Origin of the sequence: Nonomuraea sp. NPDC048881 (assembly GCF_040649795.1) — a bacterium.
Classification (GTDB): Bacteria; Actinomycetota; Actinomycetes; order Streptosporangiales; family Streptosporangiaceae; genus Nonomuraea.
The window spans coordinates 282,545-300,697 of sequence record NZ_JBEZGC010000010.1 but is presented as its reverse complement, the minus strand read 5'-3'; the positions used below and the strand labels follow the sequence as shown (position 1 = coordinate 300,697).

Here is an 18,153-nt window from a genome sequence, read left to right as displayed (position 1 = left end):
CGTAGACGATCAAGGGACGTCGTGGGCGTCGGGAAGCGGTTGAGGGGACCGATACCCTGGACACGTCATGAATCTGGTCAACCTTGAGTCGGTCTCCCACGCCTACGGGCCCAAGCCGCTCCTCAGCGACGTCTCCCTGGGCATCGAGGCCGGGGAGCGCATCGGCGTCGTCGGCCGCAACGGGGGCGGTAAGACGACCCTGATGTCGGTCATCGCCGGTGACGTGCGTCCCGACAGCGGCCGGGTCACCCACACGCGCGGGCTGCGGGTCGGGTTCCTGTCCCAGCAGGACACCCTCGACCCCGAGGCCACCGTGACCCAGCTCGTCCTGGGGGACAGGGCTGAGCACGAATGGGCAGGTGACCAGCAGGTCCGCGAGATCCTGGCGAACCTGATCGGCGACCTCGACCTCAGCGCCAAGGCCGCCGCGCTGTCCGGTGGCGAGCGCAGGCGTACGGCGCTGGCCCGTCTGCTCATCGACGACCACGACCTGATCATGCTCGACGAGCCCACCAACCACCTCGACATCGAGGCGATCGCCTGGCTCGCCGCCCACCTGGCGACCAGGAAGAGCGCCCTGCTGGTCGTGACCCACGACCGCTGGTTCCTCGACGCCGTCTCCACCCGCACGTGGGAGGTCGTCGACGGCCGGGTCGAGCGCTACGAGGGCGGCTACGCCGCGTACGTGCTGGCCAAGGCCGAGCGGGCGCGCATCGCGCAGGCGGCCGAGGAACGCCGCCAGAACCTCATGCGCAAGGAGATCGCCTGGCTGCGGCGCGGTCCGCCCGCCCGCACGTCCAAGCCGAAGTTCCGGATCGACGCCGCGCAGGCCCTGATCGCGAACGAGCCGCCGGCGCGGGAGACCGTCGAGCTGATGCGGTTCGCCGCGGCCAGGCTCGGCAAGACCGTCTACGACCTGGAAGACGTCACCCTGCACGCGGGCGGCCCCGGTGACGGGCCGCTGGTGCTCGATCACTGCACGTGGCAGTTCGGGCCGGGCGACCGGATCGGCCTGATCGGCGTCAACGGGTCGGGCAAGTCGTCGGTGCTGCGGTTGCTCGCCGACGGCGTCCAGCCGGACTCGGGCCGGGTGATCCGGGGCAAGACCGTACGTCTGGCGCATCTGTCCCAGGAGTTGACCGAGCTCGACCCGTCGCGGCGGGTGCTGGAGTCGGTGGAGGAGATCCGCAAGTACCTCCAGCTGGGCAAGCGGGAGTGGACGGCGTCCCAGTTGCTGGAGCGTCTGGGCTTCAAGGGCGACGCGCAGTGGAAGGTCATCGGCGACCTGTCCGGCGGCGAGCGGCGGCGGCTTCAGCTGCTGCGCCTGCTGATGGACGACCCCAACGTGCTGCTCCTCGACGAGCCCACCAACGACCTCGACATCGAGACGCTCAACGAGCTCGAAGACCTGCTGGACGGCTGGCCGGGCACGCTGATCCTGGTGAGCCACGACCGCTACTTCCTGGAGCGGGTGACCGACCGGTGCGTGGCCCTGCTGGGTGACGGCAAGCTGGTGATGCTGCCGGGCGGGGTCGACGAATACCTCGAACGCCGCAGCGCCGGCACGGCGGTGACCGCCCGTATCGGCAGCGCGCCTGCCCCGGCGTCCGGTGCTCCGGCCCCGGTCGCGGGGTCGTCCGGCGCGCAGCCGGAGACCGGGCTGTCGGCCAAGGAGGAACGCGAGCTCCGCAAGGAACTCAACCGCCTGGAACGCCAGCTCGACAAGCTCGGCGACCAGGAGGCCCGCCTGCACGCCGCCATGGCCGAAGCCGCCAGCGACTACGCCAAGCTGGGCACCCTCGACGCCCAGCTCCGCGACGTCCTGGCCCAGAAGGACACCGTCGAGGCGGAATGGCTCGAAGTGGCCGACCGCCTCGGCGACTGACCCCCGCCACGCTCTCGCACACGAGGGTTCGCGCCGGTTCGACGGCCGCCTGAGAGGCGGCGTCGGCGGACCGGCCCGACGCCGTCGCCGGTGCGGGCCGCAAGGCAGTGGCCGACGTGGCGGCCTCCGTCGCCGGGCGGCCATGGCCCTGAGGCCCCGGTCGCCGGGCGGCCGTGCCCCTGAGGCTCCCGAAAGGGGGGCCGTCCGCCGCCGCGCCCGCCGGAAGAGCGTGCGTAAAACCTTCTGGAGGGGTTATTGGGGGGAGTCGAAGGGGGCGAGGAGCAGGCGGAGGAGGGCGGCGAGGGAACGCTGGTCGGCGGGTTGGAGGCCGGAGAGCAGGTCGCGCTCACGCCGCAGCAGGTCGGCGAACGCCGCGTCCACTCGCGCCACCCCCGTGTCCGTCAGCGACACCAGCACGCCGCGCCGGTCCTCGGGGTCGGGCCGCCGCCGCACCAGACCCGCCTGCGCGAGCCGGTCGATGCGGTTGGTCATCGTCCCGGACGTCACCAATGTGGCCCGCAGCAGGGCCCCGGGGCTCAGCTCGTACGGCTTCCCGGCCCGCCGCAACGCGGTGAGCACGTCGAACTCCCAAGGTTCCAGATCATGTTCGGCGAACGCCGCCCGCCTGGCGCGGTCGAGATGTTTGGCCAGCCGTGACACCCTGGAGAGGACCTGGAGGGGCTCGACGTCGAGATCGGGCCGCTCGATCCGCCATGCCGCGACCAGCCGGTCGACCTCGTCATCCTGTGGCGTCATGACACAGAGTCTACTGTCTTGACATCGAGATATCTCTCTCGATATCAATTATCTCTATGTCAAGAGATATCTGGGACCCGGTGACCTACGCCGTCTACGCCGACGAGCGGTCGCGGCCGTTCATCGAGCTGATATCCAGAGTCGGTGCGGTGGCTCCCGATTATGTCGTGGACGCGGGCTGCGGCAGCGGCGAACTCACCGTCATGCTGGCCGAACGCTGGCCGGACGCCACCGTCGAGGGCTTCGACGCCTCGCCCGCGATGATCAGCAAGGCCCGTAAGCTCACCGGCTCGGTGCATTTCGCCGTGGCCGACGTCGACACCTGGCACCCCGACCGCCCCATGGACGTGATCGTCTCCAACGCCGTCCTGCAGTGGGTGCCCTCCCACCACGGCGTGCTCGAACACTGGCTGGAGGAGCTGGCCCCCGGCGGCTGGCTGGCCTTCCAGGTGCCGGGCAACTTCGACGCCCCGAGCCACGTCGCCATCCGCGAGCTGTGCGCCTCCCGCGCCTGGTCCGACCGGCTCAGCGACCTCAACAGGGCCAACCCGGTGGACGACCCGGTCCAGTATCTCGACTTCCTCAACGACGGCGGCTGCCAGGTGGACGCCTGGGAGACCACGTACGTGCACCTGCTCCAGGGCGAGAACCCGGTCCTCGACTGGGTCTCCGGCACGGCCCTGCGCCCGATCTTCGACCGGCTCGACCCGGCGGAGCAGCGGCGGTTCAAGGCCGACCTCGCCGGGCCGCTCGCCGAGGCCTACCCGGCCAGAAGCTACGGCACCCCCTTCCCCTTCCGCCGAATCTTCGTAGTCGCCCAGAAGTGACCGGAGCCCAGAAGTGACCGGAGCCCAGAAATGACCGGAGCCCGGAAATGACCGGAGCCCGGAAACGACCCGTGGAGACCCAGAGATGACGATCAAAGCCCTGCACCACGTCCAACTCGCCGCGCCCAAGGGCAGCGAGCCCGAGCTGCGCGCCTTCTACGGCGACGTGCTCGGCCTGCGCGAGGTCCCCAAGCCGCCGGAGCTGGCCAAACGCGGCGGCGCCTGGTTCCGCGGCGACGGCGTGGAGATCCACCTCGGCATCGAGGACGACTTCAGGCCCGCGCGCAAGGCCCACCCGGCGTTCCTGGTCGAGGACCTCGACGCCTACGCCGCCAGGATCCCCGGCGCGGTGCCCGACGACCTCTTCCCGGGCTACCGCCGCATCTACGTCACGGACCCCATGGGCAACCGCATCGAGCTCCTGCAGGCCGTGTGATGTTCACCTGCAGGTGGCATCATGGTCCGATATCGGACACTTGTGAGGTGCAGTGGGCATCGAGATCGAGGACAAGTTCGACGTTCCGACCGACTACACGATCCCGGACCTGAGCGGCCTGGCCCAGGTCACGGGCCCGCGCAGTCATCAGCTCGTGGCGCTCTACTACGACACGGCCGATCTGCGGCTGGCCGCGCGCGGCGTCACGCTCAGACGCAGGCGCGGCGGCGACGACGCGGGCTGGCACCTGAAGCTGCCCAAGGCCAGAGGCGTGCGCCAGGAGATCACGTGCCCGCTCACCCGTAGCACCAAGGTCGTGCCGCCGGAGCTGGCCGAACTCGTCCGGGCCTACGCCAGGGGCGCGGAGCTCCAGGTGGTGGCCGAGCTCGACACCCGACGCAGCGTCACCCTGCTGCACGACGGCGGCGCCCGGCTGGTCGAGATCGCCGACGACCGGGTGAAGGGCACCGTCCACCGGGACGGCAAGGTGCTGCGGTGGCGCGAGGTCGAGGCCGAGCTCCTGGCCGAGGACCGGCGCGACCTGCTGGCCAAGGTCGGCAAACGGCTGCGCAAGGCGGGCGCGAGCCCGGCGGGCAGCGCCAGCAAGCTCGCCCGGCTCCTCGAACCCGCCCCGCCCGCCAGGGCCGCCACCGAACCCGGCACGGCGGGCGAGACCGTCATCGACTACCTGTCGGGCCAGGTCGCCGCCCTCCTCAGCCAGGATCCGCGGGTGCGCAGGGCAGAGGAGGACGCCGTCCACCAGATGCGGGTGGCCTCGCGCAGGCTGCGCAGCGCGCTCAAGGCGTTCAAGTCGGTGGTGACCGGCACGGAGCAGGTCCAGGAGGAGCTGCGCTGGCTCGGCACGGTGCTCGGCGAGGCCCGCGACCTGGAGGTGATCAGGGCCAGGTTCGCCGGGGAGCTGTCCGGCCTCGCCCCCGAGCTGGTCACCGGCCCCATCCAGACCCGGCTCGGCGCGGACCTGCGCGTCCGCGAGCAGGAGGCGTACGAGCGCATCAAGGACGCGCTCAGCGGCGACCGCTACTACGCCCTCCTGGACGCCCTCGACGCCCTGATCGCCACCCCCGAACTGGGCAAGGCCGCCGCCAAGCCGGCGAAGGACAAGCTCACCGCCCTCGCCGCCGCCGGCTGGGACCGCGTGACCAGGGCGTACGAGACCGCCCAGGCCACCGAGGACGCCGGACGCCGCGAGATCGCCCTGCACGACGTCCGGAAGGCGGCCAAACGCGCTCGATACACCGCCGAAGCCCTCGAACCCACCCTCGGCAAGAGCATGGCCAGGCTGGCCGAGCTGGCCGAGAACGTCCAGGAGGTGCTGGGGGCGCACCGGGACGGCGTGGTCGCCCAGGAGACGCTGGCCAAGGAGGCCGAGGGCGCCCGGCAGGCGGGCGAGGACACCTTCACGTACGGGCTGCTGATCGGGATCGAACGCAACACCGCCGAACGTGCCGAGGCCGATTTCCCCAGAGTCTGGGCGGAAACCGTGAAGGCGGTTAAGAAGGTTCTATGACGAACCTTCCGGCAATACCCTTCGCGCGCAGCGACCCCCTCGAAGTCCCGTCGGCCTACCGGGAGCTGCGGGCGAGGGAGGGCATCGCGCGGGTGCGCACCTCGGTGGGCGACGAGGTCTGGCTGGTCACCGACTACGAGCAGGCACGCAGGCTGTTCACCGACAGCCGGCTGGGACGTTCCCACCCCGAGCCCGAGCGCGCGCCGCGCGTGTCGAACTCGGCCCTGCTCGGCGGGCCGCAGGGCGAGGCCGCCACCGAGAAGGCCGACCACGAGCGCCTGCGCAAGCTGCTCGCGCCCTCCTTCTCGGCCCGGCGGATGAGACGGCTGGCCGGCGAGGTCGGCGTCCTGGTCGAGGAGCGGCTGGACCGCCTGGCCGGGCTGACGCCGCCGGCCGATCTGCACGCCGAGCTCTCCTTCCCGCTGCCCGTGCTGGTCATCTGCCGGCTGCTCGGCGTCCCGTACGAGGACAGGGAGTACTTCAGCGGCGTGTCCGCCCGCATGGCGGACCTCCAGGACGAGGCGGCCGGCGTCGCGGCACGGGCGGAGCTGAGCGCCTACATGGCCGGGCTGATCGCCCGCAAACGGCACGAACCGGCCGAGGACGTCCTGTCGGACCTGGCGGGCGAGCTGGACGACGACGGCAAGATCGCCGAGCTGGCCGCCGGTCTGCTCTTCGCCGGGCACGAGACCACGGTCAACCGCATCGACCACGGCGTGCTCCTGCTGCTGGCCAACCCCGGCCAGCTCGACCTGCTGCGGTCGGACCCCGGGCTCGCGCCCGCCGCGGTCGAGGAGATCCTGCGCATGGCCGTGCCGAGCCTGCACGGCCTGCCCAGGTACGCCCACGAGGACATCGAGATCGACGGCCGCACGATCCGCCGCGGCGAGGCCGTCGTCCTCAATACCGGCGTGGCGAACCGGGACGAACAGGTCTATCCCGATCCCGACACCTTCGTCATCGGCCGTCCTCCGGCCGACCCGCATCTCGCCTTCGGGTACGGCCCGCGGTTCTGCATCGGCGCGAGCCTGGCCAGGGTGGAGCTGGAGGCGGTGTTCAGCCGGCTGTTCCAGCGGCTCCCCGGGCTGCGCCTGGCCGTCCCCGTCGCCGAGCTGCCGCGCAACGAGGGCAGGATCACCCAGGGGTTCGCCCGTCTGCCGGTCACCTGGTGAGCCGTCAGGTCGCGTAGCGCTCCACGCCGACGACGTGCCCGCCGACCCGGTGCAGCACCGCGAACGCGCCCTTGCGCAGGTGCACGTCCTTGCCGCTCAGCGCGTGGATCAGGTGTGGCAGGACCTTGCCGTGGCTGCACACGGCGGCGGGCACGGCGAGGTCGCCGACCAGGTCCGGCGTCTTGTGCGGGTCCTGGCCCTCCTCGCTGAGCAGCGGCTCGGTCCTGATCTCGGCCCTGATCTCGGCCCCGTACGGCTCCAGCGTCTGGACGCACCGCCGGCTGGGCGAGCTGACCAGCAGCTCGGGCCGGTAGGCGGGCAGCACGGTGGCCAGGGCGGCGGCCTGGGAGCCGCCGTGGTCGTCCAGCGGGCGCAGCGCGTCGTCGCCGTCCCACCGGCTCCTGGACCCGGCCGTGGCGTGCCGGACGAGCACCAGCGGCACGGTCGCGAGCGGCGCGGCGGCCAGGGCGCGCAGCAGCCCGGCGTCCCACTCGTAGGTCAGCAGCTCGCGAGCCCGGTCGACGGGCAGCCAGCGCAGCCCGTCCACCTCGTCGCCCGGCTCGAAGCCGGCGTCGGAGGCGACCCGCGCCGTCCAGTAGTCGACGCGCTTGAGCCGGCCGCCGCTGAGGTAGTGGATCGGCGGCAGGGCCCGGCCCAGGACGGCCGTCAGGCCGGTCTCCTCGGTGACCTCGCGCAGGGCGGCGGCGATGACGTGCTCGCCGCTCTCCAGCTTGCCCTTGGGGAAGGTCCAGTCGTCGTAGCGCGGTCGGTGGATCACCGCCACCTCGGGGCTGCTCTCCGCGCCCCTCCAGACCACGGCTCCGGCGGCCCGGAGCAGGTCAGTCGTCAACGGTCCTCCATCGCCTGGTGCCGATGAGATGGCTCTGCAGGTCCTCGCCCTGGTGGCGGATCCAGGTGCCGTCGGAGTTGAGCCACCACGCGTTCGTGGTGTCGGCCATGGCCAGGTCCATCAGCTCGATCAGGTACGCCTTGTGCTGCTGGGAGGTCACCTTGACCAGGGCCTCGACCCGGCGGTCGAGATTCCTGCGCATCAGGTCGGCGCTGCCGATCCATACCTCGGGACGCCTGCCGAGGCCGAACTCGTACACGCGGGAATGCTCCAAAAAGCGCCCCAAGACCGACCTTACGCGGATATTTTCGGACAAATTGGGGATTCCTGGGCGAAGGATGCAGATACCGCGCACCCACAGGTCCACCGGCACCCCCGCCCTGGACGCCCGGTAGAGCGCGTCGATGATCGGCTCGTCCACCAGCGAGTTCGTCTTGATCCTGATCCGCGCCGGGCGGCCCGCCTGCTGGTGGGCGATCTCGCGGTCGATCCTGGCCAGCAGGCCGCTGCGCATCGAGTGCGGCGCGACCAGCAGCCGGCGGTAGGCCGAGTGGTTGGAGTAGCCGGTCAGGTGGATGAACAGGTCGGTGACGTCCTCGCCCACCAGCGGGTCGGCGGTGAGCAGGCCGAAGTCCTCGTACTGGCGGGCCGTCTTGGGGTTGTAGTTGCCGGTGCCGATGTGGCAGTAGCGGCGCAGCTCGCCCGAGGGCTCCTGCCGTACGACGAGGGCCAGCTTGCAGTGGGTCTTCAGGCCGACCACGCCGTAGACCACGTGGCAGCCGGCCCGCTCCAGCTTCCTGGCCCAGGAGATGTTGGCGTGCTCGTCGAAACGGGCCTTGATCTCCACGACCACGACGACCTGCTTGCCCGCCTCGGCCGCGTCGATCAGCGCGTCGACGATGGGGGACTCGCCGCTGGTCCGGTAGAGGGTCTGCTTGATCGCCAGCACCCGCGGGTCGGCCGCGGCCACTTCGATGAAACGCTGCACGCTGGTCGCGAACGAGTCGTACGGGTGGTGCAGCAGCACGTCGCGCTCGCGCAGGGTGGAGAAGAGGTCGTCCTCGGCGTTGATCACCTCGGCCGGCACGAACGGGCGGAAGCTCAGCTCGCCGCGGTCGAGGTCGGCGATGGCGTGCAGGCCGGTCAGGTCGAGCGGGCCGGGCAGCCGGTAGATCTCGTGCGGGGCCAGCTCCAGCTCCTCGATGAGCGGGGCCAGCACCTCCGGCGTGATCGTCTCCTCGACCTCCAGCCGCACGGGCGGCCCGAACCGCCGCTTGAGCAGCTCCTTCTCCAGCGCCTGCATGAGGTTCTCGGTGACGTCCTCGTCGACGTCGAGGTCTTCGTTCCTGGTGACGCGGAAGACGTGGTGCTGGAGGATCTCCATGCCCTTGAAGAGCTGGCCGAGGTGCGCCGCGATGACGTCCTCCAGCGGCACGAACCGGTCCTTCGACGCCGGCACGAACCGGGGGAGCTGCGAGGGCACCTTCACCCGCGCGAAGACGGTGTGGTCGGTGATCGGGTTGCGCACCAGCACGGCCAGGTTGAGGCTGAGCCCGGAGATGTAGGGGAACGGGTGCGCCGGATCGACCGCCAGCGGCGTCAGCACCGGCCTGATCCGCTCCCTGAACAGCTTGCGCAGCTCCGTGCGCTCCTCGCGGCCCAGGTCGTCCCACCGGACGATCTCGATGCCCTCGGTCGCGAGCTGGGGGCAGACGCGGTCGTGGAAGGCGGCGGCGTGCCGCTTGGCCAGGGAGTCGGCGATCGTGGCGATCCGGGCCAGCTCCTCGCGCGGCTTCAGCCCGCTCTTGGTGCGCAGCAGCAGCCCGGTGGCCATGCGCCGCTTGAGGCCGGCCACCCGTACGCGGAAGAACTCGTCCAGGTTGCTGGCGAAGATGGCCAGGAAGCGCACCCGTTCGAGCAGCGGGACCGACGGGTCCTCGGCCAGTTCGAGGACGCGCTCGTTGAACTGGAGCCAGCTTTCCTCGCGGTTGAGGAACCGCTCCTGTGGCAGGGGCAGGTCGTTTCCCGATTGCAGCGGTTCCGCGGACATATGGCCTATATTGCCCCGATTGGTTGAACGGAACGTTAACGTAGCCGCAACGAACTCACTCTGGCTGTTCGGCCTGCTCCAGGCGTGCGGCGCGCTCGGCGAGCCTGGCCTCCCGCTGACGGATCTTCTCCTCGCGCTCGCGGGCCTTCTCCGCCTCCTTCAGCAGCCGCTCGCGCTCCTTCAACTCTCGTACCCGGGCTTTCTCCGCGTCACGCAACTCTCGCTGGCGAAGCTTCTCGGCTTCCTTGAGCTCCTTCTCGCGGGCCTTCTCGAATTCGCGCAGATCCTTGTCGCTGACGCGCGGTTTGGCGGCGGCGGCGGCCTGGTTGCGGGTGGCCACCGAGATGACCGGGCTCGGGTTGAGCCCGGTCAGTCCGTTCCAGGCCAGGTTCACCAGGTGCGCGGCGACCTCCTCGCGGCCCGGCTTGCGCACGTCCAGCCACCACTGGCCGGTCAGCGCGACCATGCCGACCAGCATCTGGGCGTACATCGGGGCGAGCTTGGGGTCGTAGCCGCGGCCGGCGAACTCGTCGGCCAGGACGTCCTCGACCTGGCTGGCGATCTCGCTGATCAGGCTGGCGAACGTGCCCGTGCCCGAGGCCGCGTGCGAGTCGCGCACCAGGATGCGGAAGCCCTCGCTGCTCTCCTCGATGTACTGGAGCAGGGCCAGGGCGGCCCGCTCCAGCTTGATGAGGGAGTGGGAGGCGGCGAGGGCCGAGGTGATCATGCCCAGCAGCTTCTGCATCTCGCGGTCGACGACGACCGCGTAGACGCCTTCCTTGCCGCCGAAATGCTCGTACACCACAGGCTTCGACACCTGCGCGGTGGCGGCTATCTCCTCTATAGAGGTCCCGTCGAACCCCTTCTCGGCGAACAGCGTGCGGCTGATCCGGATCAGCTGCTCTCTGCGCTCTCTACCGGACATGCGCCTGCGAGATCGGGGTTCGGTCACGGGTTCCATAATGACGGCCACGGACGAATGGCCGTTCATCGGCTGATTCTCGTCAGGCAATGCGCTTCGCCGCCAGGCGTTCTGGCGTCGGCCAGCGCACGTCGTACACCCAGCCCGCCCGTTCGAACAGGCGGATCAGGCCGGCGCTGAGGTCGATCTGGCCCTTGAGCGCGCCGTGCCGGGCGCAGGTGGGGTCGGAGTGGTGCAGGTTGTGCCAGGACTCGCCGAACGACGGGATGGCCAGCCACCAGACGTTGCGCGACTTGTCACGCGTCTGGAAGGACTCCTCGCCGAAGACGTGGCAGATCGAGTTGATCGACCAGGTCACGTGGTGCAGCAGGCCGATGCGGATCAGCGAGCCCCAGAACAGCGCGGTCAGGCCGCCCTGCCAGGACCAGGTCAGCAGCAGGCCGAGCACGCCGGGCAGCAGGACGGAGACCAGGGCCAGCGTGGGGAACCACTTGTGCAGCTTCTGGATGTCCTCGTCCTTGCACAGGTCGGGGGCGTACTTCTCGCGGTTGGTGCGCTCGCTCTCGAACAGCCAGCCCATGTGGGCGTACAGCAGGCCCTTGGACATCGACCTGAAGCCGGGGCCGAAGCGCCACGGCGAGTGCGGGTCGCCCTCCTTGTCGGAGAACTTGTGGTGCTTGCGGTGCGTGGCCACCCAGTCCAGCACGGACATCTCCAGCGACAGGCTGCCCGCGATGCCCAACGCGATCTTCAGCGGCCGCTTGGCCTTGAACGAGCCGTGCGTGAAGTAGCGGTGGAGCCCGACGGTGACGCCGAGCCCGGAGACGACGTAGAAGACGAAGGCGATGACGATGTCCGTCCAGCCGAGTCCCCATCCCCAGGCCAGCGGGACCGCCGCCGCGAGCGCGACCAGGGGCAGTCCGACCACGAGTGCGAACGTGATGATCTCTGCCCTGGACTTCGGTTCGGGTTCGAAGTCGGGCTTCGGGGCGGGGGAGGAACGCTCGGCGAGAACGGTCATGGGCTACCTCCAACGACATGTATGAGGATGAATGTCCAGGCTACGCCACCGTAACCTACGCCATCGTAAGTAAGGAAGCCCTAAGTGTGGATGTCACTTAGCTGACGGCCGGCGCGCCCAGGTGAGTGGGTTTCGTGGCTTGCGGCTTTTGGGGCGGTCTGTTATGTGACCAGCGCGCCGACTACCCCCGCGTGTCCCCGGTATTCGCGGCACTGGAGATGTGCGAGAGAATTGGGGGCGCATACGCCCGTGCGGGCTCGGTATCGTAGGGGCTGTGTCGGACGCCACGGCGTCCGGTCCGTCCCGGATCGTCTAATCGGCAGGACAAGTGGTTTTGGTCCACTTTGTAGGGGTTCGAGTCCTCTTCCGGGAGCCTTGACAGCCATCCCGCGACTCCCCGCGCGAGAGAGTTCCGAACCGGGCAGGTATCCTCACGGTGTCGGGAGGGTTGCGGCGCGGTAGCCGCGCCGACGACCCTGATCCGTCCAGTCACAGGGAGCCTCAGTCCGTGAGTGTGCCGCGCCCGGCAGCCGTCATCGTCCTCGCCGCGGGCGAGGGCACCCGGATGAAGAGCCAGACCCCGAAAGTCCTCCACGAGCTGTGCGGCCGCGCGCTGGTCGACCACATGCTCGCCGCCGCCCGCGACCTCGATCCCGAGCGGCTCATCGTGGTCATCGGCCACGCGCTCGAACAGGTCGGCGGCCATCTGGCCGCCACCAGCCCCGACGCGCGCGCCGTCGTCCAGCGTGAGCAGCGCGGCACCGGCCACGCCGTCCGCACCGTGCTCGAAGAGGTCGGCACGATCGCCGGCACGATCCTGGTCACCTACGGCGACGTGCCGCTCATGCAGGCCCGCACGCTCGCCACGCTGCTGGCCAAGCACGCCGCCGACGGCAACGCGGTCACCGTGCTGACGGCCGAGGTGCCCGACCCGACCGGCTACGGCCGGATCGTCCGCGACCCCTCCGGCGCCGTGCTGGAGATCGTCGAGGAGAAGGACGCCGACGACGAGCAGCGCGCGATCAAGGAGATGAACTCCGGCATCTACGCCTTCGACGGCCTGCTGCTCGCCGACGCCGTCAAGCGCGTGTCCACCGACAACGCCCAGGGCGAGGAGTACCTCACCGACGTCCTCGGCATCCTGCGCGGCGACGGCCACCGGGTCGGCGCCTGCGTGGCCGCCGACTACGTCGAGGTCGAGGGCGTCAACGACCGCGTCCAGCTCGCCTTCGCCCGCAAGGTGCTCAACCAGCGGCTGCTGGAGCAGCACATGCGCGCCGGCGTCACCGTCGTCGACCCGGCCACCACGTGGGTCGACGTGGGCGTCGAGATCGGGCCCGACGCCGTCGTCCACCCCGGCACCCAGCTCCACGGCCGCACGGTCATCGGCGCCGGAGCCGAGGTCGGCCCGGCCACCACGCTGACCGACACCCGCGTCGGCGAGCGCGCCGTCGTGCGCAACGCGGTCTGCGACGACGCCGAGATCGGCCCCGAGGCCAGCGTCGGCCCCTACGCCTACCTGCGCCCCGGCACCGTGCTCAGCCGCAGGTCGAAGGCGGGCACGTTCGTCGAGATGAAGAACACCAAGGTCGGCGAGCGCTCCAAGGTGCCCCACCTCACCTACGCCGGCGACGCCACCATCGGGGAAGACGTCAACATCGGCGCCTCCACCGTCTTCGTCAACTACGACGGGGTCGACAAACACCACACCACCGTGGGCGACGGCGCGTTCGTCGGCTGCGACACCATGCTCATCGCCCCCGTGACGATCGGCGAAGGCGCCAACACCGCGGCCGGATCCGTGATCGTCAGCGACGTACCCCCAGGGGCGATGGGCGTGGCCAGGGCGCGACAGCGCAACATCGAGAAATGGGTCCTGCGCAAGCGCGCGGGCACCAAGTCGGCCGCCGCCGCCGAACGGGCGCTGGCCGAGCGAGCACAGCAGGAGAACGAACAGTGACCAGCATCAAACAGCCGGGCGAGAAGAACCTCATGCTCTTCTCCGGCCGGGCCTATCCAGAGCTGGCCGAAGAGGTCGCCGAGCACGTCGGCGTCTCACTCACCCCCACCAAACTGATCGACTTCGCCAACGGCGAGATCTACGCCCGCTACCTGGAGTCCGTCCGCGGCTGCGACGCGTTCGTGATCCAGAGCCACACCGGTCCCATCAACAAGTGGATCATGGAACAGCTCATCATGGTCGACGCGCTCAAGCGGGCCTCGGCCAAGCGCATCACCGTGGTCATGCCGTTCTTCGGCTACGCCCGCCAGGACAAGAAGGGCCGCGGCCGCGAGCCCATCACGGCCCGGCTGATGGCCGACCTGTTCAAGACCGCCGGCGCCGACCGGCTCATGTCGATCGACCTGCACACTTCGCAGATCCAGGGCTTCTTCGACGGTCCCGTCGACCACCTGTTCGCGATGCCGGTCCTGGAGAGCTACCTGAAGAACAAGCTCGACCTGGAGAACACGACCGTCGTCTCGCCCGACACCGGCCGCGTCCGCCTGTCCGAGCGCTGGGCCGACACCCTCGGCACGCCCCTGGCCTTCATCCACAAGCGCCGCGACCTCGACGTGGCCAACTCCGTGAAGGTCAGCGAGGTCGTCGGCAAGGTCAGCGGGCGCACCTGCGTGCTGATCGACGACATGATCGACACCGCCGGCACGATCTGCAAGGCCGCCGACGCCCTCTACGAGCAGGGCGCGACCAACGTCATCGTCGCCGCCACCCACGCGGTCTTCTCCGACCCCGCCGTCGACCGGCTGAAGAACTCGCGCATCTCCGAGGTCATCGTGACCAACACGCTGCCGTTGTCGGAGGCCAAGCGGTTCGACAAGCTGACGGTGCTCTCGATCGCGCCGCTCATCGCCCGCGCCGTCACCGAGGTCTTCACCGACGGCTCCGTCACGAGCCTGTTCGAGGGCGACACCTGAGCGAGTAAGCTGTACGGGTTGCGCTCGTAACGCCTTCCGCTAGGGCGGGTGAGGGGGAGCGCGCCACAATCCGATCTCTGCATCCCTAGGAGATGTCATGTCTGAAGTACGTATCGCCGCCGAGCCGCGCACGGTGTTCGGCAAGGGCGCCGCCCGCAAGATCCGTCGCGCCGACAAGGTGCCCGCCGTCCTCTACGGGCACGGTATCGACCCCAAGCACCTGACCCTGCCCGGTCACGAGGTGCTGCTGGCCCTCCGCACGCCCAACGTGCTGATCCGCCTCCAGGGTGACGGCGTCGACGAGCTGGCCCTGCCCAAGGGCGTGCAGCGCGACCCGATCAAGGGCTTCGTCGAGCACGTCGACCTGCTCCTGGTCAAGCGCGGCGAGAAGGTCACCGTCGAGATCCCGGTCACCACCACCGGCGACGTCAACTCCGAGGGCCTGCTCGACCAGCAGCTCGTCTCGGTGGCCGTCGAGGCCGAGGCCACCCACATCCCGACCGGCGTCGAGGTCGACGTCGAGGGCATGGAGGTCGGCACCGTGATCACCGCCGCGCAGCTCGACCTGCCGTCGGGCGCCACGCTGGCCGCCGACCCCGAGGCCGTGGTCCTCCACGTCATCGCCAAGCCGACCGAGGAGCCCGCCGCGGAGGCCGCCGAGGCCGCCGAGGGCGAGACCGCCGAGGCCGAGGGCGAGGGCGAGGGCGAGAGCGCCGAGGCCGCCGCCGAGTAAGCACGTACCGCGAAAACGGGGGTGGCGCGAGGCCGCCCCCGTTCCGCTGTAAGGGGAGCGCACATGGACCGCTGGCTGATCGTCGGACTGGGCAATCCGGGGCCCGAATACGCGGGTAACAGGCACAACGCGGGCTTCATGGTGCTCGACGAGCTGGCCGCGCGGGCCGGCGGGCGCTTCAAGGCGCACAAGAGCAGGTCCGAGGTGCTGGAGACGCGGGCGGCCGTGCTGGCCAAGCCGCTGACGTACATGAACCTGTCGGGCGGGCCGGTCAAGGCGCTCGCCGACTTCTACAAGATCGGCCCCGACCGGCTGATCGTCGTCCACGACGAGCTCGACGTCCCCTACGGCGCGCTGCGGGCCAAGCTCGGCGGCGGCGACAACGGCCACAACGGGCTCAAGTCCATCACCAAGGTCCTCGCCACCCGCGACTACCTGAGGGTGCGCTTCGGCATCGGCCGGCCGCCCGGCCGCATGGACCCGGCCACCTTCGTGCTCCGCGACTTCGCCACCGTCGAGCGCAAGGATCTGCCCTTCCTCGTCGACCGGGGCGCCGACGTCGTCGAGTCGCTCATGGCCCGTGGCCTGGAAGCCACCCAGAACGACTTCCACCGGACTGATCTGCACATTTCCGGCCCTCCGCGCTGATCGCCGCATAGAACCGTTCGCCGCCTGTCGCGCCGCACGCGCGGCTAGCATCGGTGACTGTCTGTTCGGGAACGGGCACACAGAGGCGTGCCACCGCCCGGAGCGACGGCGGGAGCGGAGCGGGGGAAGACGGCATTTGGCGACCGAGGCCGCCTCACGGAGTGAGGCAGGAGAGCCCGTGAAGTCCGGCGAGGCCCTCTCGTGGCGGGTCAGCCCGGTGACTCCGGCGTGGATGCGTTCCTACCGGTTCCGTGCCGTGGTGGGCGATCTGTGCGGGGCGGGCATCGGATCCGCCGCCGCCTTCTGCGGCAGGTTCGGCGGGTTCACCCCTTACGTGCTGCCGTACCTGCTGGTCAGCGTGGCGCTGCCGTGGGTGTGGATCTGCGCGGTCGCGCTCAACCGGGCCTACGAGCCCCGCATGATCGGCGTCGGCTCCGAGGAGTTCCGCCGCGTCGTGCACGCCGGCGTGGCGCTGACCGCGGCCACCGCGATCGGCTCGTACGTCACCAAGACCGACGTCGCGCGCGGCTACGTCGTGCTCGCGCTGCCCCTGGTCACGCTGCTCACGCTGGTCGCCCGCTATCTGCTGCGGCGCTCGCTCAACCGGCGCAGGGCGGCCGGGGCCTGCATGCGCCGGGTGGTCGCGGTCGGCCATCCGGCCTCGATTGCCGAGCTGGTCCACCTCTTCCGCAGGGAGCGCCATCACGGCATGGACGTCGTGGCCGCCTGTCTGCCCTACGGCGAGCCGCCCGGGGTGCTGACCGAGGTGCCCGTCGCGGGCGACTTCGGCGACGTGCCGCTGGTCGTCGACCAGGTGCGCGCCGACACCGTGGCGGTGCTGGCCTGCCCCGAGATGGACGGCGACGCGCTGCGCCGGCTGGCCTGGCGGCTGGAGCGCACCCACACCGAGCTGGTGGTAGCCCCCGCCCTGATGGACGTCGCCGGCCCGCGCACGATGATCCGGCCGGCCGCCGGGCTGCCGCTGCTGCACGTCGAGCACCCCGAGCTGACCGGCGCCCGGCAACTGGTCAAGAACGTCTTCGACCGCGTCGTCGCCGCCGCGCTGTTGGTGCTGCTGTCGCCGCTGCTGGCGGCCCTGGCCATGGCCGTGCGCGGCACGAGCCCGGGGCCCGCGCTGTTCCGCCAGACCCGCATCGGCAAGGATGGCAGGCCGTTCACGATCCTGAAGTTCCGTACCATGCGGCGCGGCTCGGAGCAGCAGAAGATCACTCTCGTCAGCGACCACGACGGCGTGCTGTTCAAGATCCGCAACGATCCGCGCGTCACGCCGCTCGGCACGCTGATGCGCCGCCACTCCCTCGACGAGCTGCCCCAGCTCATCAACGTGCTGCTCGGACACATGTCGCTCGTCGGCCCCCGCCCGCCCCTTCCGGAGGAGGTGGCGCGCTACGGTGACGACGTGCGCAGACGGCTTCTGGTGCGTCCGGGGCTGACCGGGCTGTGGCAAGTGAGCGGGCGATCTGACCTATCGTGGGAGGAATCCGTCCGTCTCGACCTGCGTTACGTGGAGAACTGGTCCCTCACGCTGGACCTGCAGATCCTGTGGAAGACTTGGTCGGCCGTCGCCCGCGGGCAAGGAGCATATTGATGACGATTCGCGACGACCACGCCGTGGCCGGCGACCTGGCGACGGAGGCGGGCGAGAGGCTGCTGCAGGTTCGCGAGCGCACCGGGTTCGGCGACTCCGCGGCGCTGCGCGCGGAGGGCGACCGGGCCGCGCACGTGTTCCTCATGGAGGCGCTGGCACGGTTGCGTCCCAGTGACAGTGTCCTGTCCGAGGAGGCCACCCGCGAGGAGCGGCTCGACCCGCGCCGGCTGGGCGCCGAGCGCGTGTGGATCGTCGATCCCCTCGACGGCACGCGCGAGTTCGCCGAGGAGGGCCGGGCCGACTGGGCGGTGCACGTCGCGCTGTGGGAGCGCGGCAAGCTGACCGCGGGCGCCGTGGCGCTGCCCGCCCAGGGCCGTACGCTGACCACCGCCGAGCCGCCCGCCCTGCCGGCCTTCGAGAAGGGCCGCTTCCGCATCGCGGTGAGCCGCACCCGTCCGCCGGAGTTCGTCCAGAAGCTGGCCTATCTGCTGGGCGCCGACCTGGTGCCGATCGGCTCGGCGGGGGCGAAGATCTCCGCGGTGCTCACCGGCGAGGTCGAGGCGTACGTGCACGCCGGCGGCCAGTACGAGTGGGACTCCGCGGCCCCCGTCGCCGTCGCGCAGGCGGCCGGGGCGTTCGCCAGCCGCGTCGACGGCTCGGAGCTGACCTACAACCAAGCCGACCCGTCACTACCGGATATCCTGGTTTCCCTACCGGAGCTGGCGACATCCCTGCTCGCCGGAATTCGGGACCTGCATCGCTAACCGCCGGAGGAAGCGCCC

General features: G+C 70.4%; 16 protein-coding genes and 1 tRNA gene. 12 read left to right on the top strand and 5 right to left on the bottom strand.

Features of this window, described 5'->3' with window-relative positions; genetic code table 11:
• Positions 1-67: 67 nt before the first annotated feature.
• Positions 68-1,885, top strand: a complete 1,818-nt coding sequence (locus AB0C33_RS33325) for an ABC-F family ATP-binding cassette domain-containing protein (RefSeq protein WP_358294573.1) — start codon at positions 68-70, stop codon at positions 1,883-1,885.
• Between the two features lie 252 nt (positions 1,886-2,137).
• Here the strand turns inward: AB0C33_RS33325 and AB0C33_RS33320 are convergent, their stop codons facing one another.
• Positions 2,138-2,641, bottom strand: a complete 504-nt coding sequence (locus AB0C33_RS33320) for a MarR family transcriptional regulator (protein ID WP_352321957.1) — start codon at positions 2,639-2,641, stop codon at positions 2,138-2,140.
• A 56-nt stretch (positions 2,642-2,697) separates the two neighbouring features.
• Here AB0C33_RS33320 and AB0C33_RS33315 point away from each other — a divergent pair, with 56 nt between their 5' ends.
• The 4 genes from AB0C33_RS33315 (at position 2,698) to AB0C33_RS33300 (ending at position 6,604) form a co-directional block, all read left to right on the top strand.
• Entirely contained in the window at positions 2,698-3,468 is a 771-nt protein-coding gene (locus AB0C33_RS33315) for a trans-aconitate 2-methyltransferase (RefSeq protein WP_358294571.1), read from the top strand.
• A gap of 85 nt (positions 3,469-3,553) precedes the next feature.
• Positions 3,554-3,904 (top strand): VOC family protein, encoded by a 351-nt coding sequence (locus AB0C33_RS33310; RefSeq protein WP_358294569.1) that lies wholly within the window; start codon positions 3,554-3,556, stop codon positions 3,902-3,904.
• Positions 3,905-3,956: 52 nt separating this feature from the next.
• The gene (locus AB0C33_RS33305) at positions 3,957-5,432 is read left to right on the top strand and encodes a CYTH and CHAD domain-containing protein (RefSeq protein ID WP_358294567.1); all 1,476 of its coding nucleotides are present in this window, start codon (positions 3,957-3,959) and stop codon (positions 5,430-5,432) included.
• Entirely contained in the window at positions 5,429-6,604 is a 1,176-nt protein-coding gene (locus tag AB0C33_RS33300; protein WP_358294565.1) for a cytochrome P450, read from the top strand. The genes AB0C33_RS33305 and AB0C33_RS33300 overlap by 4 nt, the downstream gene beginning before the upstream one ends.
• Positions 6,605-6,608: 4 nt before the next feature.
• On the opposite strand, the gene AB0C33_RS33295 is transcribed toward AB0C33_RS33300, so the two are convergent.
• From AB0C33_RS33295 to AB0C33_RS33280, 4 genes are all read right to left on the bottom strand, one after another.
• Positions 6,609-7,454 (bottom strand): NUDIX hydrolase, encoded by an 846-nt coding sequence (locus tag AB0C33_RS33295; protein ID WP_358294563.1) that lies wholly within the window; start codon positions 7,452-7,454, stop codon positions 6,609-6,611.
• Positions 7,444-9,504, bottom strand: a complete 2,061-nt coding sequence (locus AB0C33_RS33290; RefSeq protein ID WP_358294561.1) for an RNA degradosome polyphosphate kinase — start codon at positions 9,502-9,504, stop codon at positions 7,444-7,446. Before AB0C33_RS33290 ends, AB0C33_RS33295 begins: the two co-directional genes overlap by 11 nt.
• A gap of 55 nt (positions 9,505-9,559) precedes the next feature.
• A complete protein-coding gene (locus AB0C33_RS33285; RefSeq protein WP_358294627.1) occupies positions 9,560-10,429 on the bottom strand; it encodes a TetR family transcriptional regulator in 870 nt (289 codons plus the stop codon).
• 79 nt (positions 10,430-10,508) lie between these two features.
• A complete protein-coding gene (locus AB0C33_RS33280) occupies positions 10,509-11,447 on the bottom strand; it encodes an acyl-CoA desaturase (RefSeq protein ID WP_358294559.1) in 939 nt (312 codons plus the stop codon).
• 301 nt (positions 11,448-11,748) lie between these two features.
• Here AB0C33_RS33280 and AB0C33_RS33275 point away from each other — a divergent pair.
• The 7 genes from AB0C33_RS33275 to AB0C33_RS33245 all read left to right on the top strand — a co-directional run bounded on the left by AB0C33_RS33275 (position 11,749) and on the right by AB0C33_RS33245 (position 18,135).
• Positions 11,749-11,820: transfer RNA gene (locus tag AB0C33_RS33275), tRNA-Gln, on the top strand.
• Between the two features lie 135 nt (positions 11,821-11,955).
• Positions 11,956-13,407 carry a bifunctional UDP-N-acetylglucosamine diphosphorylase/glucosamine-1-phosphate N-acetyltransferase GlmU gene (gene glmU, locus AB0C33_RS33270; protein ID WP_358294557.1) on the top strand — a complete coding sequence of 484 codons (1,452 nt, stop codon included), beginning with the start codon at positions 11,956-11,958 and terminating at the stop codon, positions 13,405-13,407.
• A complete protein-coding gene (locus AB0C33_RS33265; protein WP_352321976.1) occupies positions 13,404-14,381 on the top strand; it encodes a ribose-phosphate diphosphokinase in 978 nt (325 codons plus the stop codon). The genes glmU and AB0C33_RS33265 overlap by 4 nt, the downstream gene beginning before the upstream one ends.
• Before the next feature lie 97 nt (positions 14,382-14,478).
• A complete protein-coding gene (locus AB0C33_RS33260) occupies positions 14,479-15,114 on the top strand; it encodes a 50S ribosomal protein L25/general stress protein Ctc (protein ID WP_358294555.1) in 636 nt (211 codons plus the stop codon).
• A 63-nt stretch (positions 15,115-15,177) separates the two neighbouring features.
• Positions 15,178-15,762 carry an aminoacyl-tRNA hydrolase gene (gene pth, locus AB0C33_RS33255; protein WP_358294553.1) on the top strand — a complete coding sequence of 195 codons (585 nt, stop codon included), beginning with the start codon at positions 15,178-15,180 and terminating at the stop codon, positions 15,760-15,762.
• 232 nt (positions 15,763-15,994) lie between these two features.
• Entirely contained in the window at positions 15,995-17,371 is a 1,377-nt protein-coding gene (locus AB0C33_RS33250; RefSeq protein WP_358294625.1) for a sugar transferase, read from the top strand.
• Positions 17,371-18,135, top strand: a complete 765-nt coding sequence (locus AB0C33_RS33245) for a 3'(2'),5'-bisphosphate nucleotidase CysQ (protein ID WP_352321982.1) — start codon at positions 17,371-17,373, stop codon at positions 18,133-18,135. Before AB0C33_RS33250 ends, AB0C33_RS33245 begins: the two co-directional genes overlap by 1 nt.
• Positions 18,136-18,153: the final 18 nt, after the last annotated feature.

Excerpts from the sequence above, each read along its gene's own strand:
- AB0C33_RS33310 (WP_358294569.1), top strand. The coding sequence starts at position 3,554 with ATGACGATCAAAGCCCTGCACCACGTCCAACTCGCCGCGCCCAAGGGC.
- AB0C33_RS33245 (WP_352321982.1), top strand. The coding sequence starts at position 17,371 with ATGACGATTCGCGACGACCACGCCGTGGCCGGCGACCTGGCGACGGAG.
- AB0C33_RS33285 (WP_358294627.1), bottom strand. The coding sequence starts at position 10,429 with ATGTCCGGTAGAGAGCGCAGAGAGCAGCTGATCCGGATCAGCCGCACG.
- AB0C33_RS33315 (WP_358294571.1), top strand. The coding sequence starts at position 2,698 with ATGTCAAGAGATATCTGGGACCCGGTGACCTACGCCGTCTACGCCGAC.
- AB0C33_RS33320 (WP_352321957.1), bottom strand. The coding sequence starts at position 2,641 with ATGACGCCACAGGATGACGAGGTCGACCGGCTGGTCGCGGCATGGCGG.
- AB0C33_RS33250 (WP_358294625.1), top strand. The coding sequence starts at position 15,995 with ATGCGTTCCTACCGGTTCCGTGCCGTGGTGGGCGATCTGTGCGGGGCG.
- AB0C33_RS33300 (WP_358294565.1), top strand. The coding sequence starts at position 5,429 with ATGACGAACCTTCCGGCAATACCCTTCGCGCGCAGCGACCCCCTCGAA.
- AB0C33_RS33280 (WP_358294559.1), bottom strand. The coding sequence starts at position 11,447 with ATGACCGTTCTCGCCGAGCGTTCCTCCCCCGCCCCGAAGCCCGACTTC.
- AB0C33_RS33260 (WP_358294555.1), top strand. The coding sequence starts at position 14,479 with ATGTCTGAAGTACGTATCGCCGCCGAGCCGCGCACGGTGTTCGGCAAG.
- AB0C33_RS33290 (WP_358294561.1), bottom strand. The coding sequence starts at position 9,504 with ATGTCCGCGGAACCGCTGCAATCGGGAAACGACCTGCCCCTGCCACAG.
- AB0C33_RS33325 (WP_358294573.1), top strand. The coding sequence starts at position 68 with ATGAATCTGGTCAACCTTGAGTCGGTCTCCCACGCCTACGGGCCCAAG.
- pth (WP_358294553.1), top strand. The coding sequence starts at position 15,178 with ATGGACCGCTGGCTGATCGTCGGACTGGGCAATCCGGGGCCCGAATAC.